We start from the raw sequence: 15,990 nt of genomic DNA on the forward strand, positions 1-15,990 counted from the left end.
TACTTGGGCTAGGTGAGTGAGCAGCGACATCGGCGCAAAGCGCCCAATTTAGCGCTCCATTCCGAATGCGTTTAGTCTGGGGTTTGCCAGCACTACCCTTACTGAGCTTTGTAGTGCGCCAATGCCCAAGGCAAGTTATAACAAGGCATTGTCCGGCCAGCAGTACGGGCAAAAGCTTATGCCTGGAGGCAACGCCGGGCCGGGCAGAACGGTCACAGCAGTGGCCGGGCAGAGAAATCCGGTTTCCACCCCTTATTTCCTTCCATTTACCTTTTCAATGCTATGAAGCTTGCACTACCCACCTCGTTGCGGCCCTTGCTTGTGCTGGGCGCCCTGTTGTCAGCCGCCCCGGCCTCGGCCCAATGGGCCGTGCAGCGCCCACCCGCCAGCCTGTATTCCCTTACCGACGTCCACTTTCTCAATGCCAGCCAGGGCTTTGCCTCGGCTTCCATCGGGGGCTTTATGAAAACGGCCGACGGCGGGCAAACCTGGCAGGACCTGCCCACCGGGGTGCAAAGCAGCCTGCGCGACGTGTTTTTTGTAACGCCCGACACCGGCTACGTGGTGGGCAACGCCGGCGTCATCATCCGCACCACCAACGGCGGGCAAAGCTGGCAGCGCCGCGACCTGCTCAACACCGGCGCCTCGGTCAACGGCGTGTATGCCCATTCCGGCAACCGGGTGCTGGTGACGCAGGGCGACCGGATTTTTGCGAGCACCAACGGCGGCAGCGCCTGGTCGCCCATCTATACCTACAATGGCCCGCTCAGCATCTTCACCTTTCGCTTTCTGGAGTTTGCCTCGCCGCAGGTGGGCTATGCCGTGGGCGGCTACTCGGGCTCGTTTGGCAACGTGGCCCAGGTAGTGAAAACCACCGACGGTGGCCAGACCTGGCAGCTGCTGCCCAGCCTGTCCGGCAGTGCACCCATGGGCGGCGCGGCTGCCGTGGCTTTCCCTACCCCTCAGACCGGCTACGTGGCCGACGTGCAGGACCGGCTGTTCAGAAGCAGCGATGGTGGACAAACCTGGAGCATCGTGGCCCATCGCACGTTTGGCTCCTTCTACAGCATGCATTTCACCGATGCCCTCAATGGCCACGGCGTAGGGTATGATGGCAACCTGCGCAGCACCAGCGACGGCGGCGGTACCTGGACCAATCAGTCCCTTAACTCGGTAGACACCTACGCGGCCGTGTATTTTCCCACTCCCCAGGTTGGGTATGCCGTGGGCAGCGATGCCGGCGCCCGCGCCCGGGTAGTGAAGTACAACTCACCCGTATCAGGAACGGCCACAGGCAGCCAGCCCGCCATCCGGGTATACCCCAATCCGGCAAGTGGACTCGTAAAGCTGGCTGGCTTGCCCACCGGGCAGGAAACCAGGGCCAGCCTGTTCAGTACCGATGGGCGGCAGGTGCTAAGCACCCGCCTGGCCCCGGGGCAGGCCGACCTCCGTACCACGGGCCTGGCCGCCGGTCTGTACTTGCTGCAGCTCGAAAGTGGTGGCCGCAGCTGTCAGCAAAAGCTGGCGGTGGAATAGCCTTGCCGGCTTCCGCTTTTTACCGCCCCGCTGCCCAGGCCTGGGTAGCGGGGCCTTTTTTTATGTTTGGAGTTCCTGAAGGGTAGCCGGATTTATCAATACTGGCCCAGTGCAAATTGAAAGACAATGGATGAAGCAGAAATCCTAAAAGGTCAGGCTTTCCACGGCAGTAGCGGAAATGTGGGAGCCGCAATAAGCCAAACTGATTCCCAAGCGCAGTCCGTCTCGCAGTAGCCGGAGCGCCTGTAACTCCGGCCCGGTTTGCATCGTTATGGCACGGTGGTTGCAAAACGGCTGTTCAGAGCTTGTGATTTTATCCAACCGCCTAACTTCTACAATCATGAAAACTGCCATCAATTTCATCTGCTTCATTCTCCTGCTGTCCTTCACGCTCACTTCTTCGGTGTACGCCCAGGAGCGTAAAGGCTGGAGCCCCCAGGCTAAGGGTGCCGTTATTGGTACCGCCGGCGGGGCCGTACTTGGTTCTGTTATCAACAAGCGCAACCGGGCAGTGGGTGGCGTAGTCGGGGGTGTTGTGGGTGGTGCCGGCGGCTATGCCGTAGGTAAGAGCATCGACAACAAGAACAAGGCGAAAGCCGCCGAGGCCCGCGCCGCCGAAGCCCGTCATGCCGCCTACCGTGCCAACCAGCGCGCCATTGCCGCCGAGCGCAAGGCCAAAGCTGCCAATGCCCGCGCCGAGGCCCTCGCTGCCAAGAACGCCGCTACCCCCGATGCCGCTGCCATCCCGGCCGTAATGGCCTACGCCGATGCCCAGACGGCCATGCCGACCTCCATGTACATCGTGAACAACACGCCCGAAGACCGTTCCAAGCCTTACTCGGAGTCGGAGTACAAGCGTAAGAGCTGGTAATTGAGCCCCTGGCTTTTTCAAAAACCCAAGCTCCGGCTTGGGTTTTTTTTCACTCAACCCTACACCATCTTAAAACCTGATTCCATGAAACCTTTCATGTTTGCGGTAGCTGCTGCCGCCCTGCTGAGCAGCTGCACCAAAGCCCCCGAGGCGGTTAACATTGAGGAGCTGAACAAGCAGTTTATTACCTCCTGGAACAACAAGGAAGTAGACAAGACCCTGGGCTACCTGGCCGATGACGTGCAGTTTCTGCAGGGCAACTCCCACTTCAGCGGCAAAGGCGAGGTGGGCGACAAGTGGGTGCGCGCCACCAGCGGCACCATCGCCAACCTAAAAACCAGCGTGGTAAGCTCCGGCGCCGATTCCAAGCTGGCCTACGCCGCCGGCACCTTCTCCGTCGACGTGCTGCCCGAAGCCCCCGGCCAGCCCTCCGCTTTTGGCGAAGGCAACTACATTATGGTCTGGAAGCAGGTGGGCGAGGGCAAAGACGCTACCTGGAAGCTCAGCTACGCCCAGCTGGAAGACCATCCGCTACGGCGTAAATAGATTCTGGTCGTCAGTCGTACCAATACAAGGCCCCGGCAATCCAGTTGTCGGGGCCTTGTTGGTTGAAATGTAGCGTGGACTCTGCGAGTCCGCGCGTGTGAACGTTCAACACGCGCGGACTCGCAGAGTCCACGCTACAAATTGCTCAATTTGCCTGGGGCAGGGTGAACAGGAAGCAGCTGCCCAAGTCGGGCTTGCTTTCTACCCAAAGCAGGCCGCCCTGCGCTGAGATAAACTCGTGGGAGATGCTGAGGCCGAGGCCCGAGCCGCCGCTGTGGCCGCTGGGCGTGGGCACGCCGGCAAAGCGCTGGAAGATGCGCTTGTGGTACTCCGTGGGAATGCCCGGCCCTTGGTCGTGCACGCTGAGGCGCACCATCTCGCCCCACTGCATGGCCCGGATAAGCAGCGGCGCACCCGGCGGAGAGAAGCGAATGGCATTGGCCAGCAGGTTGGTGAGCACCCAGGTGGTTTTTTCCACGTCACCCTGTACGGGGGGCAGGTTTTCGGGCACTTCCAGGGCCAGCTGAAGCTGCTTGTCTTCGAGCTGGGGGCGCACAGTGTCGGTGGCGTAGCGGATTACCTCGGCCAGGTGCAGCACCTGCACGTTGAGCTTGATGCCGGCACCGGCGTCGAGGCGCGACACGTCGATAAGCTGGCCCACCATGCCCAGCAGGCGCTGGGTTTCCTCGCGGATACCGGCGGCGATGCGCTGGCGCTCCTCGGCGTCGGTTCGCTCGTCCTGAAGCAGCATCAGGCTGAGGTTGATGCTGGAAAGGGGCGTTTTGAGCTCGTGAGAGATGGTGGCCAGGAAATTGGACTTCAGCTCATCAAGCTTTTTGAAGTCCGACACGTTGCGCAGGCACAGAATGTGACCATCGGGCACCAGCTCGCCGCGGTGGTCCTGGCTTTTGATGACGCTGATGCTGAGCTGGTAGTGGCACGACGGGCCTTTGTGCGGGTAGGTAAACACGGGGTCCGGTATGTCGTCGCCGGCCAGGTTGGCTTCGGCCAGGGGCTGCATCCACGCGCGCAGCGAGGCATGGCTGGCCGCCAGCAGCTGCGCCGGCTGGCCCAGCAGCCCGGTGGCCGGCAGGCCGAGCAGGTCGCAGGCTACGGGGTTGGCCAGCACAATGACCCCCTGCGCATCCAGCACCAGCAGGCCCTCGTCGAGGCTGCTGACAAGGCTGTCCATGCGGTTGCGCTCGGTGATGAGGGCCGCCAGGGTGGCGCGCTGCTCGTTCTGGGCCTGGCGCAGCACGCGGTTGACGGCCGCAGCTACGGAGCCTACCTCGTCGTTTTTGCGGATAGACACGCGGGTGGCCGGGCCGGGGCCGGCTACGTCCTCTACGTCGTGCACCAGGCGGCGTAGCGGGCGCGTTACCTGCCGGGGCAGGCGCACGGCCAGCAGCAGGGCCAGCAAGGTGCTGCCCGAAAGCAGACCAATGAGCAGCTGCTGCTCCAAACGGGCATCGGCGGCACTGGCCTGGGGCCGCCCCGTGGCGTAGAGGGCATACAGGCCGGTTGCCATCAGCAAAACCCACAGGGAAATGATGCTGAGGCGAATTTTAAGCTTTAACGACATCGGGGTTTCGTTGTCAGTTGTTCGTTGTCAATTGTCAGCTCGTTCTGGTGGCGGTTTGTCCTGATTGTAGCAAGCCTTCGGAGCGTGTCATTGCGAGGCCGGAGGCCTCGACGACCAGCACATCAGCACATCAAAACATCAGCACATTAAAAATCAGCTCTCAATGCCGTACTCCTGCAGCTTGCGGTACAGGGTGGTGAGGCCGATGGCGAGGCGGCGGGCCACTTCCGGCTTGTTGCCTTCCTGCTCCTGCATGAGCTTGCGGATGTGGCGGGCTTCGAGGGCCCGCAGGCTTTCATCGCCGGGGTCGCTGAGGACGCGGTGGGCATGGAACTCATCGGGCAGGAAGTCGGCAGCCAGGGCCTCGCCGCTGGGAGCGAGGATGGCGGCGCGCTCCAGCACGTTCTTGAGCTCGCGCACGTTGCCGGGCCAGGGGTAGCGCTGCAGCAGCTGCGCGCAGTCGGGCGCCAGGCCGGGGAAGCGCTTGCTGAGCCGGGCCGCGAAGTACTGCAGGAAATGCGCCGCCAGGGGCAGGATGTCGGCCGGCCGTTCCTTGAGCGGCGGCACGGCAATGGTGAACACGGACAGGCGGTAGTAGAGGTCGGGGCGGAAGCGGCCTTCGGCGGCTTCCTGCTTGAGGTTGCGGTTGGTGGCGGCCACGATGCGCACGTTCACGCTGCTGGTCTTGGTGTCGCCGAGCTTGGTGAACTGCTGCATCTCCAGCACCCGCAGGAACTTGGCCTGCACGTTGAGCTCAAGCTCCCCAATCTCGTCCAGAAACAAGGTGCCGCCGTGGGCTTCTTCCAGCAGGCCTTTCTTGTCGGTAAGGGCCCCGGTGAAGGCGCCTTTGCGGTAGCCGAATAGCTCGGACTCCATCAAATCCTTGGGAAAGGCGCTGCAGTTCACCGCTACGAAGGGCTTGCCGCTGCGGCTGCTGGCATGGTGAATGGCCTGGGCAAACAGCTCCTTGCCGCTGCCGGTGGGCCCTTCCAGCAGCACGGTGGAGTCGGTGGGCGCCACCTGCCGGGCCAGGTTCTGGGTACGCAGCAGCTCGGGCGAGTGGCCCACCATGGACTCGAAGCGGTAGTGCTGGCCCACGCGCTTTTCCAGCTCGGCCACGCGCTTGCGCAGCCGGGCTTTTTCGGCGGCCCGGTCCACCACCACCACCAGCTGCTGCTCGAAATCGCCCTTGGTGAGGTAGTCGAAGGCGCCGAGCTTCATGGCTTTCACACCGTCGGGAATGGTACCGTAAGCCGTGAGCAGCACCACTTCCGCATCGGGCGCCTTGGCCTTGAAGCGGGGCAGCAGGTCTACGCCGTGGGCGTCGGGCAGCTTCACGTCGGAGAGAATGACCAGGATGTCGTCGGCGTGCTGCTGCAGCTGCTCAAAGCCGCGGGCGGCATCGGGGGCTTGCAGCACGGTGTAGCCTTCCAGCTCCAGCACCCGGGCCAGGAGCTGGCGCAGGCGCGCTTCGTCGTCGATGAGCAGGAGGGTGCCGGTGGGCATGGGTGGAAGGGAGTTATGAATTATGGGTAAAAGTATTGGCTGGGGCAGTAGCATTGGACTGAATTACTAATTGCTTCTACTTCTACCCTCCCCGAATTTCCTCCTTCAAATGCTCCACGAACTGGGCGAACTCAGCTTCTGACTCCAGATTAGGCTGCCAGGCGAAGCCCATTTCAGCGAGGTTGTACTGGTGCTTTTGCGTGATGGTGGCGCCGGGGATACTGGCGCCGCTGGCGTCTTTTTCGAAGCCCAGCAGCCAGAGGCGGTCGGCGAGGGCGGTGGTGGTGGCCAGGTCGTGCGACACGATGACGACGGTGTTGAGCTCGTGCATGGTGGTGACTTCGACAATGATTTTCTTGACTTCGTCAATCATGGCCACGTCGAGGCCGGAGAAGGGCTCATCGAGCAGGATGAGGTGCTCGGAGCAGAGCAGCTGCTGGGCAATGGCGGCGCGCTGACGCTGCCCGCCGGAAAGGTGGGCGGGATACTTTGTGCGGTGGGGCCCCAGGCAGAACCGCTCCAGGTAGGTTTCGACCTGCTCGCGGGCCTCGGGCTCGGGGTATTTGCGGAGGGCGGCCACCAGCAGGTTGTCGTGCAGGGTGCGGTGGTTGAACAGGGGGTAGCGCTGCTGCACGAAGCCCACGGCGCCGGGCAGCACGGGCTTTTGCGCCGCACCCACCTGCACCGTGCCTTGGCTGGGGGCGAGCAGGCCGGCCATAATCCGGCACAGCACCGACTTGCCGATGCCCGAGCGGCCGTAGAAGCCCAGCACCTGGCCCTGGCTCAGGCCGGGCCGCACCACGTTGCGGATTTGGGCGTCGATGTCGCGCAGGATAAGCTCGCCGTTGAACTGCATCGATACCTTATTGAGGGTGAGGATGGGCTCCTGGTAGGTGTGGGGAAGCGGATTCATGGTGATGTGTAGCGTGGACTCTGAGAGTCCGCGCGTTCAAGGGTTAGGAATTGCGCAGTAAGGTGCGGACTCGCAGAGTCCACACTACATTGCGCCTGTGTCGAACCTGATTTATTATGAGCGCAACCTGCCGCACCGCTTGCCGCCAGGCGATGTAGTGTTTCTCACATTTCGGCTGGCGGGCTCGCTGCCGCGCACAGTCGTAGAGCAGCTCCAGGCCGAAACCGAGCTGGCCCGGCAACGCTTTGAGTTAGAGCCAGACCAGCTGTACGCAGCCCAGAAACGTTACTTCGGTCGTTTCGACGAGCAGCTAAACAAGGGCGGGTACGGCCCTACTTATCTGCGGCAAACCAACATCGCGGCGCTGGTGGCAGAGTCCTTGCGCTACTTCGATGGCACGGGCTACGACCTGCGATGCTATTGCCTGATGCCAAACCACGTACACTTGGTGGTGAGAATACTGGAAGAAGCTCCGCCTTTGGTGAAAACGCTGCAACGACTGAAAAGCTACACGGCCACACAGGCGAACAAGCTGCTTGGGCGAACAGGCCCTTTCTGGCAGGCTGAGAGCTACGACCATGTCGTGCGAAAAGGAGAATTGGAGCGGGTAGTGGCTTATGTAGTTGAAAATCCAGTAAAAGCGGGGTTGGTAGAAACCTGGGAGCAGTGGCCAAACACCTACCTCGCCCCGATGTAGCGTGGACTCTGCGAGTCCGCGCCCTGCCGCGCATAACCGCTGTCGTTCGCTCAGGCGCGGACTCTCAGAGTCCACGCTACGCTTGCCCTAGCGTCGAGTAAGGGAAAAACACTTTCCGCAGCAGCACAAACACGTAGTCCTGAATTGCCCCGGTGGTCAGAATCACCAGCTGAATGGCCAGCACGCCGTCCAGGTGCAGGTAGCGGTTTTGCTTGTAGAGCAGCAGGCCGATGCCGCCTTCCGACTGGTAGAGGGTTTCGACCAGCGTAATCATGGTCCAGATGATGGCGAAGTTCTGGCGCACCACTTCCAGCATCTCGTCGAGCTTGCCCAGCACTACTACTTCCCAGAAGCTGCGCCACTCGCTCATGCCCAGGGTGCGGGCGTGGTCCATTTCCTCCTGGGTGGTGGTCAGAATCACGCTGGTCATGCCGGTGACGAGGTAGACGGTGGCCCCGAAAATCAGCACCGAAAGCTTCACCTGGTGGCCGGAGCTGAGCATCAGGGCCATGAAGAAGGTGAGGCCGGTGAGGGTGAGGTAGCGCATCTTGCTGGCCGCGTAAGCAATGGGCCGGAAGAAGGGCAGGGCCGTGAGGTAAGAGATGCCCAGGGCCAGCACCGTCGCCACGCCCAGGGCCTGCAGCGCCGTGGTCATGCTGGCCCACAGCTCCTGGATGAGGCCCTGGCTGCCGATAAGGTCGCCCAGGGCCTGGAACACCTCGCCCAGGCGGGGGAATATCTGCAGCGGGTAGAACAGCCAGAGCAGCAGCAGCACCAGGCCCTGGCCGGCCACCATCAGCAGGAAGGTGGCGCGGGGCGGCTGGGCGTTGGGGGAGAAGAGGAGTTTCATGGGCGCATGACCAACCCCTCCCCCCGACCCCCTCCCCAAAAGGGAGGGGGAGCCTGGCGAAGGAGTTAGTATAAGATGTATAGTTAATGAGATGCTACTATCAGTCGTTTGGCTCCCCTCCCTTTTGGGGAGGGGCCGGGGGTGGGGTTAGTTCCCCAGCACAATCTCCACCCTTCGGTTCTGGGCCCGGCCGGCGTCGGTGGCGTTGCTGGCGATGGGCTCGGTGGGGCCGTGGGCGTACACCTGCACGCGGCCGGCGGGGAAAGCGCTGGAGCTTTTGGCTTCGAGCCACTTTTGCACGGCCATGGCGCGGTCTTCGGACAGCTGCTGGTTGCGCTGCGGGTCGCCCTGGTTGTCGGTGTGGCCGTGCACGGCCACTTTGAGGCGGCCGGCCACGATGAGGTCGTCGAACAGCTGGCTCAGCTCGCGCTGGGCGGCGGGGGTGAAGCTGCTCTGGCCGGTGTTGAACTCGATGTTCCAGGCCCGCTTGCTCACGCTCTGGCGGATTTCATCGTCGGCGGCAAACTTGGGGGCTTCGGCCGGGGCTATGGCCTTGTCGCGGTACTTGGCCTGCAGCTTTTTCAGGGGCGTCAGGTCCAGCATCTCGGTGAGGGGCACGTAGCTGGGCAGCTCCTTGGGGTATAGCTTGCTTTGCACGTCGCCGAAGGTTTTGTACACGGCGGCGTAGATGTTGGTGCCGCCGTTGTCGAGGCCGAACAGTGTCAGGTTATCGGCGAAGTTGAAGGCCTTGCTGCCGCCCAGCTCCACTACTTCGCCGTTGCGGTCGGCTTCGCTCACGCCCTTGTAGTACTTCAGCCAATAGGCGCCGGGCTTGTCCTGGTCGCCGTACACCTGGGCCGAGATGTCGGCGGCGCGGCTCAGGGCTTCGGGGTGGGACTTCACCTGGTCGCCGGCCACGGCCAGGGCCGTCATGATGCCCTCCACTTCTTTGGGGTGGGCGTCGTACCAGCGCTTGGTGGTCACCATGATGTTGGGCATCTGGTTGGAGTAGTCTTTCGTGGATACGATGTTGACCAGGCCGCCTTTCTGCTTGGCAATGTTCACGTCGCCGGGCGTCCAGGTGGCTACGGCGTCGGCAATGATGTCAACCTTGACGCCGGTGCTGTGGCCTTTCACCACTTTGGTGCGGGCTTCGGGCTTGGCCAGGATGTACTTCTCGGCCGCCACCAGGAAGTCGGACGAGGCCATGAAGTTGACGGCTTCGGGGTCGTAGGTCGTCTCGTCGGGGTTGACCTTGAGGCCGTTGTCGGCGCACCACTTCAGGGCAATGTTCTGGTCGCCGTCGCGCAGGTAGCAGGCAATGGTTTTGCCCAGGGCCGCTTTGGGGTTGTCGAGCCACTCCTTGGGGCCCATCAGCTTGTCTTCGCCAAACGACTTCCCGCAGCTGTAGGGCAGAATCTGCAGGCCGGTGCCGGCCTTTTGCAGCTGCTCCTGCACGGCCGAGAAGCCGGGCAGGCCGTCGCCCATGATGCTTACGATGAGGCCGGGCGTGTCGGGGTTGTTTTGCAGGTCCAGGGCGTTTTTCACCAGGTCGGCCTGCATCTTGGCCACGTCGTCCTGCCGCACAATCTGCAGGTCCAGGCCATTGGCCGCCATGGCCGAGCCCATGGTGCTGCGCGGGCCGCCGTTGGCCAGCATGCCGGCCATCTGGGAGTTCCAGGCCATTACTTCCCACACCACGGGGGTGCCTTTGTCGGCCGGGGCCGTGCCGGGCAGCGGGGCCAGCGGCACCACGGTGGTGGCGCGGCTGCCGGCGGCCACGGCCGGCAGCTCAATGGAGTTGAGCAGTACCGACTGGGTTTCGGCTTTCTTGAAGATGGCACCAGAGGAAACGACCTTGTTGATGCCGAAGTAAAGGATGGCCACGATAATGGCCCCAATTACGATTTTACCACGGGTTGTCATGATTAAGTAGCGCGGACTCTGGGAGTCCGCGTATGGTTAAAAGGTGAATTGAAAAAGGTTGAATGGCCCGGGTATTCTCCCAGAGGGTGGCGTCAGCTTCTGCTTGCTGAAACGATTTTCCCGGACCCTTTGAATGGTTTTAGTACTGTTGCTTCCACTGCGCTTCGCAGGGTCGGCTGAGGCTCTTGTTCGGGCAGGCGCGGACTCGCAGAGTCCGCGCTACAGCACGCAGCCGGCCAGTAAAAAGCTAATCAAGCAGGCTAGAATAGGCATCGTTGGTGGCTTGACGGGTGGCTTGGATGCTTTGGGGCTGGCGGGGCTGCTGGTCGAGCACGGCGTTGAAGTCGCCTTTCTGGTACTTCTCCAGCAGGCGCTGGCCTTTCTCGCTCATCACGCCGTTCTGGATGTCCATCTCCTTCACAAACTCCTGGGAGTAGCGCATGGCCTGCTTAATCTGACCAAGCTGCTGGGCCATGTCCTGGGCCACGCGGTCTGTGGCCAGGTCGAAGAAGTACTTCTTGTCGGGGTCGCCGCGCAGGATGTTCATGGCGGCCCGCATGCCGGAGCTGGTGCGCTTCACCAGCTCGTACTCGTCCTTGAGCAGGTTGACTTTGAACTTGCTGCCGTCAATCTGCCGCAGGGCGGCTTTCAGAATCTGGCGCATCACCACCGTCACGTTGGCCGTGGTGGTGGCCATGGGCTGCAGGCGCTGGTTGTAGTCCTGCAGCTGGGCGGCGCGGGAGGCGTAGCTTTCGGCGGCGTCCTTCTCGCCCTGGCGGGTGGCGGAGTCGGCCAGGGCCAGGTACTCCTTCATCTGGGTGGCGTTGGCCGCCAGCTTGCGCTTCACCAGCTCGTGGGCGCCTTCGATGTGGCCCACTTCGGCTTCCATCTTGCGGGCTTCCTTCTCGGTGTTCTGGATGTAGTCTTCCATGATGCCGATGGGGTCGGTGTTGACGAAGATGCCGGCGGCCGTGCGCAGGATGCGCTGCCCGGCATACCACAGCCCGGCCTTGATGCGCTTGTTGGTGACGAGCAGAAACAGGACGAACAAGGTGCCGAGCCCAATGCCCAGCTTCACGGTGTCGAACACAATGTCGACGAGGTAGGGCACAATCTGGCCCCAGAAGTACACGCCGGCGGCCACCAGGCCGAGCAGCACGATGCGGCCGGCAACTTTCTCCGGCTGCTGCCACTTGGGCAAGCCGGTATCGGAATCGGTGCTGAGTAGGGGAGTATTCATGGTAAGGAGGTGATGAGGTAAGGAGGTGATGAGGTGATGAAGGGAAGAGGTGATGAAGGGATGAAGTGGAAGGTGGGGAAGCGTGAAAAGTGAGAGGATGGGAGGCAGTCAGAAGACTTTTTGACCTCATCACCTCATCACCTCATCACCTCATCACTTCGCCAGAAAAGACTGAGCGGCCTGGCGGTGGGCGTGGAGGTCGGCCAGGGCGGCGGCGTTGGCCAGCTCGTAGGACGCCAGGGCGGCGTCGGCTTTCTGGCGCTCGGCCTGCAGCTGCTGCTGGGTGGCTTGCAGCTGCTGGGTTTTGTCGGCCAGTAGCCGGGTGAGCTCGGCTACGTCGGCCTGGAGCTGCTTTTCCTGGCTTTGCAGCTGCACGACGGGTCCGGGCGGGCCTTTCAGCGGGGCGGCCTGGCCTTGCTTTTCGCGGTGGCGCTGCTGCACCCGGGCCCGGTCGTCGCCCAGCTTTTGCTCGTACTGCTCGGCCGATGCCAGCAGGGCGGGCAGGTCCTGGCCGGTGACGGCGGCAAAGGCGTTGAAGGCCGTTTGGTAGAGCAGGGGGCCGCTCATGCCGCTGGCCGCCATGCTTTTCACCATTTTGGTGAAGGCGATGAAGTCCTTGCCGTCGCCGGCCAGCAGGCTGGCAATGTGGTCGAGGTGGCGCTGCTCGGGCTGCTGCAGGCCGGCAGCAGCCGGGGCGGCCGAGGGAGACGGAGAAGCAGCGGGTACGGCCGGTGGGGGAGTGGCCGGGGCCGCCCGGTGCTCGTCCTCGACGAAAAAGTCTTTGGCCGCTTTGGCGAGATTATCCAGAATAGGCATGGCAGCGTGTAGGTTGGTGACGGCTGCCAGATGCCAACTCCAGTGCCCATTTTATCGGGTACTGGCAGATTTATGCATAAAAAACTGGAAATCAAGAAGTGAATGCAGGCAGTAATGAGGGCGGCCACCTGGATGCGCCTTAATTTTTTTCAAAATGAAAACGCGGATTTTCCATAACGGCAATTTTCCGGAACTTGCCCCGCGCCACCTGGCGTCCTGTTTTCCATGAAAGACCTGCTTTTGATAGGTATGCTGCTGATGACCACTGCCTGTGCCAGCTCGCGGCGGCCGGCCCTGAGCCAGTACTCCACCTATCCTACCTACTATGGCCCCGACCTGGGCCTGACATTCAACGCGGGACAGGCCACGCTGCGGGTGTGGGCGCCCACGGCCTCCGGCTTGCAGCTCCGGCTGTATAAGCAGGGAACCGGCGGCGACTACGTGGCCAGCTACGACATGCAGGCCGACAAGGACGGTACCTGGGTGTATAAGCTGCCCGCGAAGCTGCCCGGCTCGTTCTACACCGTGCAGGCTACCATCAACGGCCGGCAGATGGCTGAGGTGGCCGACCCCTACGCCCACGCCGTGGGCCTCAACGGCAAGCGCGGCGCCATACTCGACCCCCGCCAGGCCAGCCCCGACGGCTGGGCCGACGACCTGCGCCCCCGGCTGAAAGCGCCCAGCAACGTGATAATCGGGGAGCTGCACCTGCGCGACATCTCCATGCACCCCGAGTCGGGCATCAGGCACAAGGGCAAGTACCTGGGCCTGGCCGAAACCGGCACCCGCGGCCCCAAGGGCGTACACACCGGCCTCGACCACCTGGTGGAGCTGGGCATCACCCACGCCCACCTGCTGCCCACCAACGACTTCGCGTCCATCGACGAAAGCCAGCCCGGCGCCCGCTACAACTGGGGCTACGACCCGCTGCACTACACCGTGCCCGAGGGCTCCTACGCCACCGACGCCGCCGAGCCCGCCGTGCGCATCCGCGAGTTTCGGCAGATGGTGCAGGCCCTGCACAACAAGGGCCTGCGCGTGGTGGTGGACGTGGTGTACAACCACACCGCCGACGCCGGCCGCAGCGCCTTCGAGCAGCTGGTGCCCGGCTACTATTACCGCCAGAATGCCGACGGCCGCTTGTCCAACGCCTCGGCCTGCGGCAACGAAGTGGCTTCGGAGCGGCCCATGGTGCGCAAGCTCATCGTGGAGTCGGTAGCCTACTGGGCCCGCGAGTATCACGTCGACGGCTTCCGCTTCGACTTGATGGGCATCCTGGATTTGCGCACCATGCGCGACGTGCGCCGGGCCCTGGACCAGATTGACCACAGCATCCTGGTGTACGGCGAGGGCTGGGCGGCCGGGCCCAGCCCCCTGCCGGAAGCGGAGCGGGCCGTGAAGGCCAATGTGGGCCAGCTCGACCGCGTGGCGGCCTTCGGGGATGAGCTGCGCGACGGCGTGAAGGGCCACTACGCCGAGCAGCGCGAGCCCGGCTTCGCCAGCGGCAAGCCCGGCCTGGAGGAAAGCGTGAAGTTCGGCATCGTGGCCGCCACCCAGCACCCGCAGCTCGACTACGGCAAAGTGAACTACAGCAAAGCGCCCTGGGCCCGGTCGCCCACGCAGGCCATCAACTACGTGGCCTGCCACGACGACCGGGTGCTGTGGGACAAGCTCATTGCCGCCAACCCCGGCGCTACTGAAGCCGAGCTGATAAAGATGGACCTGCTCAGCAACACCATCGTGTTTACGTCGCAGGGCATTCCCTTCCTGCCGGTGGGCGACGACTTTCTGCGCAGCAAGGGCGGCTCCAGCAACTCCTACAACCAGCCCGACAGCGTGAACCAGCTGGATTGGGCCCGTAAGGCGGCGTATCTGAGTATCAACAAGTTTTACCGCCGCCTCATTGCCCTGCGCAAGGCCCACCCGGCGTTCCGCCTGCCCAGCCAGGAGCTCATTGCCAAGCACCTGGAGTTTCTGCCCGCCCTGCCCGGCGGCACCATCGGCTACCGCCTGCTGGGCCACGCCGGCGGCGATGCCTGGGGCACCATCGTGGTGCTGTTCAATGGGAACCGAAGCGCAACGCCGGTGAGCGTACCGCCCGGGAATTATTCGCTAGTATTGCGCGGTGACCAGCTAAACGAGCAGGGCATCGAAAAGCTGGAGCTGGCAGCCGGAGCTCCGCTCACCCTGCCCGCGTCTACGGCCCTGATTCTGGTGCAGCCCTGATTCGAACCGAACCGAAAAACCCGTTGTTACCTTTGCCTTATGGAAGTAACCGCCCACACCATCGCCGAAGCGACCCGCAGCGCTCCCTACCTCGACTACGCCGTGTGCGTAGACGCCGACAACCGCCCCTTGAACCACGCAGGCGACTGGCCCGTGGAAGGCCAGACCTACGCCGTGCGCGTAGTGGAAAGCCGCCTCGAAGGCATGCCCCTGCTCCACGTGCTGGAATTCCGTGGGGAGGCTCCCTACTACAATGCCTTCGCTCCGCACCGCTTTGAGGTGCGCCACCGGGTATTTCTCAACTAATAGCCGGATTCAACCCAGAAAAAACGCCGCGTAGCGGAGCCCTGGTGGCCCGCTGCGCGGCGTTTTACTTGCCAGCCCAGCATGAAGTACAAGCTCGTCATCTTCGACTGTGATGGCACCCTGGCCGACTCCTGCCCCTTCTTTCTGCAAACCATGAACACGCTGGCGGCTACCTACCGCTTCCGGCACATTGAGCTGGCCGAGGTGGAAGGGCTGCGGGGCTACGATGCGCGCCTAAGAGCGTTGATGAAATTGGGAGGATAACAAGACAAGGGGTATAGCAGCGTGGTCTTTTAAGGCTGTGGTTGCGGTGGTCTTTAACGGGCAGAATAACAGCGCTGATTACTCTGCCTGCCAGTGCGAAACACTGCGTGAAACCCGCCTTCGCAACTACCATTTCTTCATACCCGAAGCCAGTGGCCAGCGCCTTCATCATACCGATGCAAGCCGGGAAAGGATGCGCCCCCAGCAAGCCCGTGTTTTCCACAAGCAATGGCCTATATTTAAAGCCACTTTCAGCACTTACTGCTTTGTTCTATGACTGACCTCCACTCCTTACTGGCCCCGTTGAAAGGGGCCGAGCGCCGCGAAGTCGGCGGCGTGCAAGTTGATGTTGTGCGCACCGGCAATTCCCGGGTAAAGCGCGTGGTGTACCCGGCCGGCTTCCGCTGGTCGGAGCAGATGCGGCCCGTGGTGGGCACCGACCTGTGCCAGCACGCGCACGTGGGCTTTCTGGCAGCCGGGCGCTTCACTATCCAGTATGCCGATGGCACGCAGGAAGCCTTTGAGGCGCCGCAGGTAGTGGCCATTGCACCAGGACACGACGGCTGGGTGGTGGGCGAGGAGCCCGCCGTCCTCATCGAGTTTGACTTTGAAGGGGAAACCGTCGAGCGCTTGGGCCTGCGCCGCGGCTAACGTTGACGGCAAGCGGTGGAAAAGCTGCTGCGGCGGCAGCTTTCCATGCTGTCTGCTTTT

15 protein-coding genes are annotated in these 15,990 nt (G+C 62.8%); 8 read left to right on the plus strand and 7 right to left on the minus strand.

What is annotated here, in order from left to right:
• Positions 1-282 precede the first annotated feature (282 nt).
• From ABD919_RS16485 to ABD919_RS16495, 3 genes are all read left to right on the plus strand, one after another.
• Complete coding sequence (locus ABD919_RS16485; RefSeq protein WP_345237139.1) at positions 283-1,536, plus strand: YCF48-related protein; 1,254 nt, start codon at positions 283-285, stop codon at positions 1,534-1,536.
• Between the two features lie 340 nt (positions 1,537-1,876).
• Complete coding sequence (locus tag ABD919_RS16490) at positions 1,877-2,407, plus strand: glycine zipper domain-containing protein (RefSeq protein WP_345237140.1); 531 nt, start codon at positions 1,877-1,879, stop codon at positions 2,405-2,407.
• Between the two features lie 84 nt (positions 2,408-2,491).
• A complete protein-coding gene (locus ABD919_RS16495; RefSeq protein ID WP_345237141.1) occupies positions 2,492-2,953 on the plus strand; it encodes a YybH family protein in 462 nt (153 codons plus the stop codon).
• Between the two features lie 145 nt (positions 2,954-3,098).
• Here ABD919_RS16495 and ABD919_RS16500 read toward each other — a convergent pair whose 3' ends face one another.
• The 3 genes from ABD919_RS16500 to ABD919_RS16510 form a co-directional block, all read right to left on the minus strand.
• Positions 3,099-4,535, minus strand: a complete 1,437-nt coding sequence (locus ABD919_RS16500) for an ATP-binding protein (RefSeq protein ID WP_345237142.1) — start codon at positions 4,533-4,535, stop codon at positions 3,099-3,101.
• A 153-nt stretch (positions 4,536-4,688) separates the two neighbouring features.
• Positions 4,689-6,041, minus strand: coding sequence for a sigma-54-dependent transcriptional regulator (locus tag ABD919_RS16505; RefSeq protein ID WP_345237143.1), 1,353 nt, complete (start codon positions 6,039-6,041; stop codon positions 4,689-4,691).
• An 82-nt stretch (positions 6,042-6,123) separates the two neighbouring features.
• On the minus strand, positions 6,124-6,954 hold the full coding sequence (locus tag ABD919_RS16510) for an ATP-binding cassette domain-containing protein (RefSeq protein WP_345237144.1): 831 nt from the start codon (positions 6,952-6,954) through the stop codon (positions 6,124-6,126).
• A 97-nt stretch (positions 6,955-7,051) separates the two neighbouring features.
• On the opposite strand from ABD919_RS16510, the gene ABD919_RS16515 reads away from it, so the two are divergent.
• On the plus strand, positions 7,052-7,651 hold the full coding sequence (locus tag ABD919_RS16515; RefSeq protein WP_345237145.1) for a transposase: 600 nt from the start codon (positions 7,052-7,054) through the stop codon (positions 7,649-7,651).
• Positions 7,652-7,727: 76 nt separating this feature from the next.
• Here the strand turns inward: ABD919_RS16515 and ABD919_RS16520 are convergent, their stop codons facing one another.
• From ABD919_RS16520 to ABD919_RS16535, 4 genes are all read right to left on the minus strand, one after another.
• Positions 7,728-8,501 carry an ABC transporter permease gene (locus ABD919_RS16520; protein WP_345237146.1) on the minus strand — a complete coding sequence of 258 codons (774 nt, stop codon included), beginning with the start codon at positions 8,499-8,501 and terminating at the stop codon, positions 7,728-7,730.
• Positions 8,502-8,648: 147 nt separating this feature from the next.
• Positions 8,649-10,427 (minus strand): OmpA family protein, encoded by a 1,779-nt coding sequence (locus ABD919_RS16525; protein WP_345237147.1) that lies wholly within the window; start codon positions 10,425-10,427, stop codon positions 8,649-8,651.
• A gap of 247 nt (positions 10,428-10,674) precedes the next feature.
• Positions 10,675-11,667: a hypothetical protein gene (locus ABD919_RS16530; protein ID WP_345237148.1), complete on the minus strand. Its 993-nt coding sequence runs from the start codon at positions 11,665-11,667 to the stop codon at positions 10,675-10,677.
• 153 nt (positions 11,668-11,820) lie between these two features.
• Positions 11,821-12,483 (minus strand): hypothetical protein, encoded by a 663-nt coding sequence (locus ABD919_RS16535; RefSeq protein WP_345237149.1) that lies wholly within the window; start codon positions 12,481-12,483, stop codon positions 11,821-11,823.
• Positions 12,484-12,708: 225 nt separating this feature from the next.
• On the opposite strand from ABD919_RS16535, the gene pulA reads away from it, so the two are divergent.
• The 4 genes from pulA (at position 12,709) to ABD919_RS16555 (ending at position 15,930) form a co-directional block, all read left to right on the plus strand.
• A complete protein-coding gene (gene pulA / locus ABD919_RS16540) occupies positions 12,709-14,709 on the plus strand; it encodes a type I pullulanase (RefSeq protein ID WP_345237150.1) in 2,001 nt (666 codons plus the stop codon).
• 39 nt (positions 14,710-14,748) lie between these two features.
• On the plus strand, positions 14,749-15,015 hold the full coding sequence (locus tag ABD919_RS16545) for a hypothetical protein (protein WP_345237151.1): 267 nt from the start codon (positions 14,749-14,751) through the stop codon (positions 15,013-15,015).
• 81 nt (positions 15,016-15,096) lie between these two features.
• Complete coding sequence (locus ABD919_RS16550; protein WP_345237152.1) at positions 15,097-15,279, plus strand: HAD hydrolase-like protein; 183 nt, start codon at positions 15,097-15,099, stop codon at positions 15,277-15,279.
• 273 nt (positions 15,280-15,552) lie between these two features.
• On the plus strand, positions 15,553-15,930 hold the full coding sequence (locus tag ABD919_RS16555) for a cupin domain-containing protein (protein ID WP_345237153.1): 378 nt from the start codon (positions 15,553-15,555) through the stop codon (positions 15,928-15,930).
• Positions 15,931-15,990: the final 60 nt, after the last annotated feature.

Source organism: Hymenobacter saemangeumensis, from assembly GCF_039541835.1.
GTDB lineage: Bacteria > Bacteroidota > Bacteroidia > Cytophagales > Hymenobacteraceae > Hymenobacter > Hymenobacter saemangeumensis.